Raw genomic sequence first — 12,991 nt, 5'->3', positions numbered from 1 at the left:
CAAGGAAGGCAATCGCGCCCGGTGGCGCGGCCGGGCTTCAAACCCGGTTGGGGACGGCATCCGTTCCCGGGCAGGTTCGACTCCGGCTGCCTTCCGCCAGTTTTCCAAAGCAAAAGATCGCAGCCTTCGGCAGCTCCTACACCGAGTCGTAGGAGCTGCCGAAGGCTGCGATCTTTTGATCTTGCCGGTGTTGATCGTTCCCCCGCAGAGCGTGGGAACGATCTGTACCCGAACTAATTCGGCAACTCCAGATTATCCAGCACCCGATTCACCGCCAGTTCTCCGAGCATGATCAGCTGCGCGATGCCCATCAGCGTCCGGCGCTGCGATGGTTTGACGAGTCCGGCGAATTCCTGGGCGATGGTTTTGGCCGAGGCGAGGGTTTCACAGGCGTTGGCCAGCAGGTCTTCGTTTTTGGTGTCGGCGGTGACGGCGTACATGGCCCGGGGGCTGAAGGGCGGTGGGGTGGAGCCGGGTGGGCAGAGGTAGTGGTCGAGGGCGCGGTCGGCGGCTTGGTGGAGTTTTTTGGAATCGAGGGATTCGTAGGGAGAGGTGGGGTCGGTTTCGGGTGGGTTGGGTGTTGGTTTGATCATGGGTGAAGCCTCTAGAGTGGTGAAACTGCCACCGTTCGCTGCTAACGAAGGAGGTGGCGGCTGTACGCGGGTTAGCAGACCAGGACTCTAGAACCCGGCGCACCGAAGTGCCCCACGCAAAGCCGCCATAATGGCAACACCTTGTGCGTCTAGAGATAACCCGGGCTGCTAAACCCGATCACTGAACATTCAGCGACCGCACCACAATAGAACCCGCCCCCAAGGTGCACAAGCCGGCGGATTCTGGCGTAGCTGTAGGCAATGGCGCAAGAATTTGTAGCCTGAAAGGCGTATCTGGAGGTGTCTTTTAAACACTTCAGTTTAACAGGCGAAAAGTCGGGCGATTGTCTGGGTAAAACGTGGCCTGCCCCGATAACCCTTGCGGTTATAGTCTTAAATACTGCCCAACGATTGCTACGAATTGGATTAAATGAAAAAACCGCACTCCCTTTTGCTAAGAGTGCGGCTTTCAGGGAGGGTGGTTAATAAATGCGTCCCCTTTTCTCCTTTTTCACTGTCTCATATCCCCGTTTCTCAGTTTGGCTTTATTGGCGATCTTTGACATCTATTATCTGGTAAATGTGAAACTGTCGATATAATAGCCATCCGTTGAGGCTTCAAATATTATTTTATTGATGCGAGCTCCAATGAATTTGTGTTCGTGTACATCTGAGCGAGACACGCTTAGTAATCGGCGATCTAGTAACCTGTCGCTGTCGTCATAAATGGATACTCTGGGCTCGTATCCTGGGTCTACTCTTGAATGCCAAAAGCTGACACTGGAACAAACAAAGTTAATTTGGAAGTCTACACCTGATTGTCTAATTATGAGATGTCGCCCATGGAGAGTGTGTGAAGGGTAGACGGGTTCGCCTCCACCGGGCTTATAAGTACTTATGGAGGCGAATCCCGGGGCGTTTTTAGTAAATGTGCCGACAGGTGTTATGAGAGTAGTAAATATCTCTTGCTCTTGGAGAGATTCAAAACCTTCAAATGAGATGACGGTTAGCGTCCGGGGAGGCGTCGATTCTGCGCCTGGGGCATACAACGCTCTGGCCTTGAAGTTGTACGTAGCCACGCTCAGGCCTGTAACCGGCAGTTCCCATATGCCCGTTGCGGGATCGGCAGTCGCTTTGCCTACTGACGTTGCAACGTCGAATACTTCGATCTGCTGACCTTTGGCAGCGACGCCAGACAGCGTGACGGCGGTTTCTACCGTGGTGCCGTTCTGGGGAATTTCGTCATCGCTGGGAGAGCCTTTGACCGATGTCAACGTTGGCGCGGTAGCCGCCGTCACAGTCAGTGTGCGCACATTTGACCATTGCGGGGATGATGTATACAGCGATCCTGCGTATAACCTCCGGGCACCCACTGCAACAGTAATAGGCAACTCCCACATGCCTGTTGCTGTCGAGGCGGTGGCCACCCCCTTGGAGGTGTGGTTCGGGCCGTTTCCTTCAAAAATTTCGAGTCTCTGGCCCTTGCTCGCGGTGCCTTTGAGTATCAGATCGGTGCTGACCGTGATTGTACCTTCCGGCACTTCCCCCCCTTTTTCATCCAATACATTGTCCAGCGTCGGCACTACCAGTGCGACCACAACTACATCGCGCGCATTGGAAACAGGCCCGTCCTTGCGTTTGGCGCGCAAGTTGTAGGTAGTTCCGGCCACCAGCCCCGCCAGTTGAAATGTCCATTCCCCCTGTGGATTGACCTGAATCTCCGTGTTTGGCATTAGTGCGTCGTAATTGACCAGATCGATTTTGCTGTTGGGCGTGCCCGTCCCACTCAGCGTGACGGCTGTTTCTACGGTAGGGTTGCTGTGAGGGATTTCATCCCCGCTGGGTGAGCCTTTTACCGAGTCCAGGGTCGGCACAACGTTTTCGTAGGCCTTGATCCTGTAAGTCCGTAGGGCAAACGTCACGGCCTCTGTCTCGACTTGACTGCCGCCAAAGCCTGCCTTGAACTCCAGTTCCAGGTCTCTGCCATCTTCCAGGCTTTGCAAGTCCGGCAGCGGAAATGTGTGGGTGTAAAAACCCTGGTCGATCCACGTCGCATTGGTTTGCGAACCCGGCGGTTGCCAGAAGGTTTTCGAGTAGTCGCCCCCGCCTTTTAATGTCCCTTTCGCTTTCAGCCAGACATATTGTCTCAACGCAATATGCGGGTAACTGTTCGCGCGAAGGGTGGCGTTGGTGGTCAATTGACTGACGTCCAATTCCGGCCCTTCGCCTTGTTCGGAGGCCTGCACGATCAGCGGCCCGGGCAAATCGCTTTGCGCAATGGGCGACACCGCCAGCGCACGAATCCGCGACTCTTTCGGATCCTGGGTGCCGCGCGTTACCGTGTAATCCAGCGTGATGGACTTGGCGAGGTTGAAGGCGAGCACCGAGACGGCCAGCGGTATTTCCTGCGGGCCGACGGTGGTGACGGGCCATGGCTCGGTAGTGTGCGAACCGGCAGCCGGCGTTCCGGGGGCGCCGGTCCAGCGGACGATAATTTTGTCGCCGACGAGCATGCCGTCATAGTTGATCACCGAGGTCAGGGCGTTCTGGGCCTCCAGCGGGTCAAGGCTGGTGTCGTTCGGGGCTTGCTTGATTTTCGGCTCTTTCAGATCCAGCGCCACGCCGACACTGAACGCCAGCGTATCCGAATAACTCGTTCCACCCGCCGCGCGCTTGATGTCGTAATACGCCTTCACCGTCCCGCCTTCGTTGCCCTTGATCAGTTCGGCCTTGATCGGGAACGCCACAGGCTGGCCGGCGGTGAAGGAGCTCAGTTCGACCCGGTCGCTGTTTACGCCGGTAATGGAGCCTTCCCAGGCCCGCGTGACGATGTCGCCCTTTACGGTCTTGAGGTAGTTCACGGTCAGTGTGGTGCCGTTGGTATCGGATGGCAGGACGCCGCTGACCACGCCGTCGACTGGCGGCTCGGGCAATTCCTGGCGTGGTTTGCCGATCTGCAGGATATCGGCGTGGATCGATTCGCGGATCGCGTGGGTCTGGTTGAGTTTGCTCATGGTGCCGAGTACCGAGTCCTCGATCAGCAACTGGTAATACAGCTCCAGCTCTTTGCCAATGATCGGTGTCAGGTGCTGCTTGTCGACGATGATCTGCAGCGGAAGTTGGGCGTCCATATCGCCTTGGGTAATCGGTCGCAGGTTCAGGTTCGGCAGGTAGGGGGTCAGGTCGGGGCGAGTGCCGAGCCAAAACAGCTTGATCGCTTGGCCGACGGCGAAGTAGGGGCCGAAGGCGATTTCGATGGTGACCTGTTTCAGGTCCGGATGCAGCGGATCGATGGCGCCTTGTCTGGCCTCCAGTGCCACGGGAGCGGGGAGCCGGTGAATCTCGCCGATGGCGCTGATGAACTGGGTTTTGGCATCCCGTTGTGCGCTGCCATCGGCCTTTTTCAAGCGATAAGACAGGGCGATCTGAGCCTGAGCCAGCTGGCGCAGCACGGCGTTGGACACGATGATCTCAGGAATGCTGGGCACGCTGATCAAGACTTTTCCCGGTAATTCAATGTCGATCGGCGGACCTTCTTTCGGGGTGCCTTTGATTCGGACAAAAATGGTGTCACCTACCTCGAAGTCTATCGGTTGTGGAGGGACTGGAGGGGGCGAAGGTGGGGTAGGGTTTACGGCCATAACTTGAACCGTACCGTCGGCGTCGCCCAGGTTGTCGACGTCCAGTACGTTGTTGATAGCCTCCTTGAGCAAAGGCGCGCCCAGCCGGGTTTTGTCAAGCGTCACGACTACCCGTTGCTCGACGCACCAGCCGTCGGAGCGATTGTCGACCAGGTCATAAACTTCGAAGGCCACGGCCAGCCCTGCCTCGCCAGAGTCGCCGGCGTCTACGATGGTTTTCTTTGGAATGGTCACGATAACCGGCGTCTCGCCGTCAGCCTGTTCCTGGGTCAGTGCAGGGCCAGAAAAGAACATTCCGCCCCAGCTGAACTGAGGCGTATCGCCAGCGGCGGCGAACGGATAAGGCGGCGAGCCATCAGCTTTTCCGAGAGTGATCGATACGCCAGCATCGACGTTACCCTGGTGGACACCGTCCTTCAAAATATCCTCGGGAATGCTCATCACCAGTCCCGGATGCCCCGGCCCCTCGCTATGGTCAGGGCCACCGGGGAGGGTGAGTTTGACCAGCACCTGCATCACTTCCGAGGGTTCGGGCGTACCGCCGAGGCGGGTGACGGTGTAGGAGAGTGTGTGCATTCCTTCGGTAAGGTGCCTGGCCTCCACGAACATTTGCAGCTCGGTGCCGACCGCATCCTCATCAACGATTTCCAGCGCTATCTGCAGATCGGAGTCCCGCAAGATGCGCAACGAGTCGCGGTTACCCATCGTCCCCCAAGGCCCGGCCTGGCAGAGCAGGCCCTGACGAGGGAAGTTGAGCTTCGCCGCGGCGAGATTGATGCCCCACCTCAGGGGCGTCGACGACACTGGACCCGTACGGCCGGGGATTTTGAGTTCCTGTAGCAGCTGCGGAGCGTCGTTGATTGGGTCGTTGTCGGACATGGTGGCCACTCCGTGGGCTTGAGCGATGGAGTGATTGAACGGCTAAAAGGGAGATTGCGCACCTGTCAGATCTGACAGGTGCGGGCGGAAATCCGACGGGTGGTAATGTTGGAGAGGTCGAGTCGCCGCTGATAAAACCTGTAAAAATTGCGCTGCGCTTTCATGCGGATAACCGGCCGATTGCGTCACAAACCGGTGCGTTTAGAAGGCGCTCCGCTAATACGTCGAAGGCTGCCATAAAGATGTCGATTTAACGATTGGCCTGATCCAGCCCTCACATGTCGGTTAAAGGGTTGGAAGAAAATCACAATTCAACCCATGACAAATAAGTACTCCCATAATTACATACATACATTGAACCTCCGTCCATACTGCTTACGAGGTGACGAGGCCCGCTTCCAATTGGATAGGCTGGCCCAGCAGCGCCAGTACTTAGATTTATGGTGTGCAACAAGTCTTCACTTATATTCGTAATGTATAAGTAATCGTCAGTCTTGCTGGTGATCAATGCATGTCCTCCAATACTTTCAATGTGTCGGATTGCTACTTCCTGTTTAATATCAATGACTGAAATGCCGGTCGCTGTAGCAATATAGGCTGAATCTCCAGCGTGGTTGATGGTGATACCCAGTGCTGGCGCAGGGAGCACGATTGCGCGACGGGTAAATGTCGCGATATCGATGATGGAAAGTTCAGAGCTTGTCTGATTGCATATGTAAATAGATTTGCCATCAGAGCCAGCGAATCCTTGGCGTGGATTTCGCCCGGCGGGGATGGTTTCGGCTGCAAAAGTATCAGTATTGCATCTTGTGATAGTGCCTGAACTGTAATTGCAAGAGAATAGCCAGCGACCATCCAGACTAAGAATCAGGCCTGTAGGATCTCCACCAGTATCGACAGTTTGAATGACCTCCTTGGCATGCAAGTCAATTACCGAGATCTTACCGACAGATCTGTTGCTCACATAACAGAATCTCTCATCCGGACTTATAGCAACACCATGAGCACCGGTGATGTTCTCAATTGTTGTAATAATCTCATGGGTTGCTGTATCGATAATGGAAAGATTCTTTTTTTGCCAACTGGAAACGTATATACGCGTGCCATCCGCACTGATTTTCACGTCCCAGCTCCCACCACCAATAGGGATGTTCTTCAGTTGCCCCTGGGCCGTCACTGTGGCCGATGCCTCGCCAACTGACGCACCTTTACTGGCCACCAGATTGTAACTTCCACTTGTCTGAGCGCCTGTTACACCGCGGACACTGACTTTGCCCTCTATGTCGCTGGGGAAATCCCGTGAGCCGCTTCCTCCATCGCTAAAGCTGAAATCAGCGGGGAGGTCCAATGTGACGGTTCCCTGCAGGGGTGTTCCGTCCAAATTGCTGAGTTGAACTTCGATATCCTTAAGCCGACCTCTCGGTGCGATCACGTAGGGCGCATTGGTGAACTTCACTAGCACCGCATCCTCAACGGCCTTCACGGTATAAGTACGTACCGGAAAACTCAGCGCCAGGTTTTCATCCGTGCTGTGATCCGGGGTGGACATGAACGTCACCGCCAGTTCGCTTTGATCCTTCAACCACTGCAGATCAGCCAAGGGCAGGGATGCATCGAGATAACCTTGCGATATCCAGAGCGCGTTCACCGCATTGCTCGGGCCAGTCCATACGGTGCGCGTATATGGTTTATCGTCTTTTTTTGTGCCTTCCACTCGCATCCAGACACGCTGGCCGCTGGCAATGTGCGGCCAGAAACCGCCACGAAGAGTTGCCGCAGCAGTGAGCGTGGACACATCCAGGTCAGTCCCGTCACCACCGTCGGCCGCTTGAATGATTTTCGGCGAGTGCGAAAGATCCACACGCAGTTGCAACACCGCCAGCGCACGAATCCGCGACTCTTTCGGATCCTGGGTGCCGCGCGTTACCGTGTAATCCAGCGTGATGGACTTGGTGAGGTTGAAGGCGATCACCGAGACGGCCAGCGGTATTTCCTGCGGGCCGACGGTGGTGACGGGCCATGGCTCGGTGGTGTGCGAACCGGCAGCCGGCGTTCCGGGGGCGCCGGTCAAGCGGACGATAATCCTGTCGCCGACCAGCATGCCGTCATAGTTGATCACTGAGGTCAGGGCGTTCTGGGCCTCCAGCGGGTCAAGGCTGGTGTCGTTCGGGGCTTGCTTGATTTTCGGCTCTTTCAGATCCAGCGCCACGCCGACATCGAACTTCAACGGCTCGGCATAACTGGTCCTCCCATCCGCACGCTTGATTTCGTACTTGGCCACCACCGTCCCGCCTTCGTTGCCCTTGATCAACGCGGCCGGGATGGGGAACGGTACTTCCTGACCGGCGGTAAATTCGTTCAGCTTGATCGAGTCGGGATACTCACCGGTGATCGAGCCGACCCAGAACATGAACACTTCATCGCCTTTGACCGTTTCCGTGTAGATGACCGTCGCGGTGGTGCCGGGGGTGTCAGGTGGGAGGACGCCGCCCACCACGCCGGCCACCACCGGTTCGGGCAGTTCCCGGCGTGGTTTGCCGACTCGCAGGATGTCGGTGTGGATCGACTCGCGAATGGCGCGGGAGGCCAGGTACGCGTCCAGCTTGGCGAACGCCGCGCTCGGGATCAGGAGTTGGTAGTAGAACTCCGCCGTGCCGCCGTTGACCGGGGTCAGGTGGTTGCTGTCAATGCTGTACGACAGCGGTTTGGCTGCGACGATGTCGTTGTGGGTGATGGGGCGCGTTGGCAGAGCAGGCAGGTACGGCTTCAGGCCGGAGGTGGTGCCGAGCATGATCGGCTGCAGGACAAGGCCTTCGACGAAGGAGGTATCGAATGGAATGTCCATGAGTACCACGTCCAGCGGTGGGTTCAGGGCACCGGAATCCTCGTCCAGCATGATCGGTTCGGCCAGGCGCTGGACTTCGCCGATGGCGCGGATGAATTGGCTTTTGGATTCCAGATCGTCGGAGCCGTCGGCTTTTTCCAGTCGGTAAGACAAGGTGATCTGGGACTTGGCCAACTGGCGCAGCACGGCGTTGGGAGCCGTGGTTTCCATAATGCTCGGCACACTTTTCAACTCCACGCCTGCTGAAGGTTCCCAATTAATCGGCGGTCCTTCGACGGGGGTGCCCTTGATTCTGATGAATACCTCGTCTCCGACTTCGAACTTGCTCGTATCCGTGGCAACAACTTGCACGGTGCCATCGGCGTCGCCCAGCTCGTCGACATCCAGCACGTTGTTCAGCGCTTCCCTGAGCAACGGTGCGCCCAGCCGGGTCGCATCCACCGCCACTTTTACGCGCTGCTCGGGGCTCCAGTCCTCGGAGCGGTTGAAGACGCAGTCGTACACCTCAAACACCACGGCCACGCCGGGCGCATCACCGGCGTCTCTGATGATATCTTCTTTGATTTTCACGATGATCGGCGCCGTGCCTTCGGCCTGGTCCTGGGTCAGTGGAGCACTGGGCACGAAGAATCCACCCCAACTCACGCGGCAAATATCGCCGGCTGCGGCGTTGGGATAGGGGGGTGTGCCGTCGGCCTTGCCAATGCTGATGTCCACGCCAGCGGCCACGTTGCCCTCGTGGATGCCGCCGTCAAGAATCTCCTGCGCAATGATCATGATCAGCTTGGAATGGCCGTCGTCACCGTTGTTATCGTGGCCACCCGGGCGCGTCAGCTTGACCAGCACCTGCATGACTTCGGACGGTTGATCTGTGCCGCCCAGCGGCTTGACGGAATAGGACACCGCAAACTCGCCGTCGACCATGTGCCGCGAAGGCACGAACATGCGCAGTTGCGTATCGACCTCGTCCTTGAGGACGGTCCTGCTCAGCACGTTGTGCCCGGTGCCCCAAAATATCGTCAGCCTGTCGCCACTCGCCATATTTCCCCATGGCCCCGCCTCGCACCGCAGGCCGTGACACGGAAAGTTGTCCAGCGCGGCGGCGATGTTGATACCCCAGACATCGGGATCCTTCGACACCGGGTCCTTGCTGCGACCAGGAATGCCGAGTTCTGCGAGTAGCAGGGGTTTTTGGGGGCTGGACATGGAAACGGCTCCGACGGGAAGTGACGGAACGAGTTAACGCGACTTGGCGTGAATGCACACCTGTCAGACTTGACAGGTGTGCAGTGATATCCGACGAGCGGTCGCCTTTCCGGACGCTGCGCCCGGGAAAGCTTCGTCGGTTGCAAGCGCCTTACGGCGGTGACGACGTCGCTTAACGGTGGTTGCGTGGAGCCGGGCGGGCAGAGGTAATGATCGAGGGTGCGATCTCGTCAAGGCAGGATGGGTCCTTGTCGCCATGAGAAATCCATGGCCCTGCGCGAGTGAGCCTGCCTGATCAGGCGCTCGTTGCCGGAGCTTCAGTGCCCAGACAGTTCAGTTACATTTGCGAATGAATGTGCATAGCTCATCAATGCGCTCGCCGAGGTCCAGAACCGAATAATCTGGCTTGTACTCACTGCTGATCTTCGCCGCGACCTTGACCTTGTTGGCCACGGTTTTCTTGCGTGCGTGAAGCTTCTTGTATTCCAGGGCATTGGCCCAGATCGACTGGGAAACGATGCGTTTGGCAGTACGGTGAACTTGTTTGATCGCCACTTCCATATATTGGGGGGCGATGTAGTTCTCGATTTCCCGACCCTTGGTGACCCAAGCGACGCCGCCGTTAGCCTGGATCTCTTTAATCACGCGCTCTTTGGTCTTGCGCAGTTTTCCCTTGGCGCTGGATTTATCGCTGTCGATCAGAATCGCCGAGTTTCTGTTCAGCGACTGCAGGTTGATGAAGTCGGCACTGTTATCTTCACTGTCGTCTTCGTTTTCTTCCGCTACGCCGAGGTGGCTCAGCAGCCTGCCGCCGTAATACATGACCGAATAGTGAATGCCTTCAACTAGCTCGGGGGCACGGCCTGCCAGCCAGTAGTTGAGATACGTACGGTCTGAGGGCCCTTCAACCCAGACGATGCAGTTGGCCTGCAGGATATCCGACGCCAGATAGCCCAATCGATCAAGAATGTCGCGCCGATCGGGCTGGCTCTTGATATGGCTTCCGCACATCTCGAACAACGTTAGTTTGTCCTTCGCCGCGATATTGATGACGGTCGCAGAATGCGTGCTGATCAGCAGTTGTTGATGGCGTTCGGTAGCAATTTCGATCAGGGAATCCATCACAAACCTGAGCATTTTCGGATGCAGGTGACTTTCCGGTTCCTCCAGCAGGCAGATGGCGTGCTTCGGGCAATTTCGCAGCCAGGCGGCCATCAGCGCATAAGACTTCCAGCCTGTGGGAAGCCAGCTCACGGGTAGTTGGTTGGGCATCTTGGGGTCGTCCTTGATCCACACCGACAAACGACCGTCCTCGCCGAGCTGGAAAGTGCCGTCGTCAATCAGCGTGGCACCGAAACTCCCTTGCCGATCAGTCGCCAGGCTGCACAGAAACGGCTTGCTTTTGTTCAGTTCCGCGACAGCGTCTTCGCTGAATTGATCTTCGAGCGTCATGCCGTTGCGGTAATGAATATTGGCGTATTCGTAAAAACGCGGTACGGGTGAAAACAGGGCGTGCTTGTGCAGGTCGCTGGAACGCACATAGTGTTTTCGTTGGCTGGGTATGAACAGGAGCTGACTGCACGCGACGTTTTCAATGCAGTCCAGATCCGGGTCGAACGTATTTCCGGAAAAGAAGTACGACCAATTGTCGTCATTATCAAAGCTGATGCTGTAGCCGGGCAGAATCTGTCGCGGCGGATTTTCCCGTGGGAGCGAGGCCAGTATTTCCGGGTGTTTCAACGCCCTGACCATGTCGATGACGGTTGATTTACCCGAGCCATTCTCGCCAATGAAAACATTGATATCGCCAAGGGTGATCGCGCCGCTCTGCTGCAGTGCTTGCCAGTGCGACATGAGGTCATTGGCGTTAACCGTTTGGCTTGGCGTGTTGAGCGTGCGTATGGCCGACAGCCAGATGTGCTTTATCTTCATGGGGCAGAACGGCCTCCTGGCCTTGAAAAAACGCTAGTGGCTGTAAGGAATCAGTCGGTCCCGATCCATCTCGCGCAATAACTGATCGAGCATCTGCCGTTTGTTTTCAAACGCTGGAATCGGCACGTACCATGCCATTACGCTCCAGCCCTCGCGCGAGTAGTTGTAGGTTTTGAGCAGTTGACCATCCTTGAAGACCGAGCCGCGCAGGTTGTCCTGGTAGTGGTAGGGCATCGGGAAGGTGAACAGTGTGAAGACGTTGACCAGCGCCAGCCAGTTGACCTTGCCGTCACTGGGTTCGGTGATCAACAGGCTGTAGCCGTTGCGGGTGTAACCGCCATCGAGCATCGAGAACGCGCCGGTTTTTTTCAGGACGCTGATGGTTTCGCGCTGATGCTGCTCGTCGATGCGCGTATACGCCGGCCCCATGCCGAGCGTGACCGGCACATAGGCTTGGTCGGCATGGTAGTCGAGCGGTTGCAACGTGTTGGCGCAGCCGCCCAGCATCAGTGAGGCGCAGAGCAGGCCGGCGACTTTCATCATGGCGAGGTTCATTGCGCGACTGCCGGGATCAGCCGGTCTTGCTGCACATCCTGCGCGAAGGCGCGAGCGATGCGGCTGAGGTTCTGTTCGCGCATCTCACCGCCCTGATCCAACAGCCAGATGTATTTTTCAGTGGTGTTGCGATAGGTGTATTGCTTCAGGCGCTTGTCACCCTGGAACACGGTGAATTCGCTTTGCGTGTCGAATTCGTTCGACAGCGGCAGCAGGAACAACGTCGCGCTGCTCAGCAGGATGACCGGAAATGGCGGCAGGTGACGCTCCACATTGAGCTTGACCTGCACGTTGTACTCGTCAGCTTTGCCGCTGCCGGTTTCGATGGTGCGGAACACGCCGGTCTGACGCAGGTGGTTGCGCAGGCTGGAGCCATTTTCCGGATCATCGACCATAACGTGAATCGGCTGCAGATAATCTTGACCGTCTGCGAGCGTGCGCTCTGGCAAGGTGTTGGTGGCCGCGCAACCGGTCAACAGAGCGGCGGCGGTGAGGGCGATGACTGTTCTCATGGTTTGGCGTCCACGGCCGCACCTGGAGTAGGGCCGGTAAAGATGTAGGGCTCAGCGTTTTTCAGGTCGAGCTTCAGCGGTTGCAGGGTTGGCAGCCCTGGGGTCATGCGCTGAGCGACGGCGGCATCGCGGGCGTTTTGATCATTCCAGCGGAACGCGCAGAATCCTGCGGTCAGGCAAAACGAACGGAACTCACCGATGTAATAGGCCTTGCCGGCTTCAAGGCGCATCGGCAGGTTGAATTTCTCGCGGGCCTCGGCTGAGGTGAAAACGGTGCCGAGCCCTGGTTGGTAGCGTGCGGAAAAGAACTGGAAATCATAGAACTCGTAATCGCCCGGCTTGAGCGGCAGCACGAATACGCTCGCAGCGCCGACTCCGTCCTGAATATCCTGCGGCGTTGAGTAAGCGCCGGCCATTTTCCAGACACCGGCGGCCCCGTACTCCGAACCGCGTTTGCGGAAGAAGATTCGCTGGTTGTCAGCAGCGGACTGCTTGAGAGATTGCGGCCCGATTGAGCCCACGAGGTAACTGACTGGCTCGCTGGCCTTGGGTTGCAAGGGTTCGCTGACCCATGAGGCGCTTTCGGTAATGCAGCCGCTGAGCGTCGCGGCGAGCACAACGGCCATGCCGAGTTTGAATAACTGGAACATGTTCATCCCTGAATCCGGGTGTGTTGATTGACTACAAACAGGAAGGTCCATCAATGCCTTCCTGGCTTGGCTTTTTTGCGGGTGCGCAGGATAAGGGAGGTGATGGCATTTGGCTAGCCGTAAAAGGTGTATTGCGTATACGGATGTCTGGCCGAAACTCAAACCCGTGGGAGTGAGCC

Annotated in this window: 7 protein-coding genes and 1 tRNA gene; 1 reads left to right on the top strand and 7 read right to left on the bottom strand. The window is 57.2% G+C overall.

Annotated features, from left to right (window positions below; all coding sequences use genetic code 11):
* Nucleotides 1–3: 3 nt before the first annotated feature.
* A tRNA-Sec gene (locus tag LIS66_RS14065) sits at nucleotides 4–99 on the top strand.
* 134 nt (nucleotides 100–233) lie between these two features.
* Here the strand turns inward: LIS66_RS14065 and LIS66_RS14060 are convergent.
* From LIS66_RS14060 to LIS66_RS14030, 7 genes are all read right to left on the bottom strand, one after another.
* Complete coding sequence (locus LIS66_RS14060; protein ID WP_065616318.1) at nucleotides 234–593, bottom strand: DUF6124 family protein; 360 nt, start codon at nucleotides 591–593, stop codon at nucleotides 234–236.
* Between the two features lie 568 nt (nucleotides 594–1,161).
* The gene (locus LIS66_RS14055) at nucleotides 1,162–5,112 is read right to left on the bottom strand and encodes a hypothetical protein (protein ID WP_227972391.1); all 3,951 of its coding nucleotides are present in this window, start codon (nucleotides 5,110–5,112) and stop codon (nucleotides 1,162–1,164) included.
* Between the two features lie 304 nt (nucleotides 5,113–5,416).
* Entirely contained in the window at nucleotides 5,417–9,163 is a 3,747-nt protein-coding gene (locus tag LIS66_RS14050) for a YncE family protein (RefSeq protein WP_227972390.1), read from the bottom strand.
* 333 nt (nucleotides 9,164–9,496) lie between these two features.
* Nucleotides 9,497–11,095 (bottom strand): ATP-dependent nuclease, encoded by a 1,599-nt coding sequence (locus tag LIS66_RS14045; RefSeq protein WP_227972386.1) that lies wholly within the window; start codon nucleotides 11,093–11,095, stop codon nucleotides 9,497–9,499.
* A gap of 33 nt (nucleotides 11,096–11,128) precedes the next feature.
* Complete coding sequence (locus tag LIS66_RS14040) at nucleotides 11,129–11,638, bottom strand: hypothetical protein (RefSeq protein ID WP_227972384.1); 510 nt, start codon at nucleotides 11,636–11,638, stop codon at nucleotides 11,129–11,131.
* 8 nt (nucleotides 11,639–11,646) lie between these two features.
* Nucleotides 11,647–12,162, bottom strand: coding sequence for a hypothetical protein (locus LIS66_RS14035; protein WP_083352837.1), 516 nt, complete (start codon nucleotides 12,160–12,162; stop codon nucleotides 11,647–11,649).
* The gene (locus LIS66_RS14030; RefSeq protein WP_227972383.1) at nucleotides 12,159–12,863 is read right to left on the bottom strand and encodes a hypothetical protein; all 705 of its coding nucleotides are present in this window, start codon (nucleotides 12,861–12,863) and stop codon (nucleotides 12,159–12,161) included. Before LIS66_RS14030 ends, LIS66_RS14035 begins: the two co-directional genes overlap by 4 nt.
* Nucleotides 12,864–12,991 lie beyond the last annotated feature (128 nt).

Source organism: Pseudomonas sp. HN2, assembly GCF_020736465.1.
Lineage (GTDB): Bacteria > Pseudomonadota > Gammaproteobacteria > Pseudomonadales > Pseudomonadaceae > Aquipseudomonas > Aquipseudomonas moraviensis_A.
The sequence above is the reverse complement of the archived record's forward strand: the minus strand, read 5'-3'. Positions and strand labels throughout refer to the sequence as shown.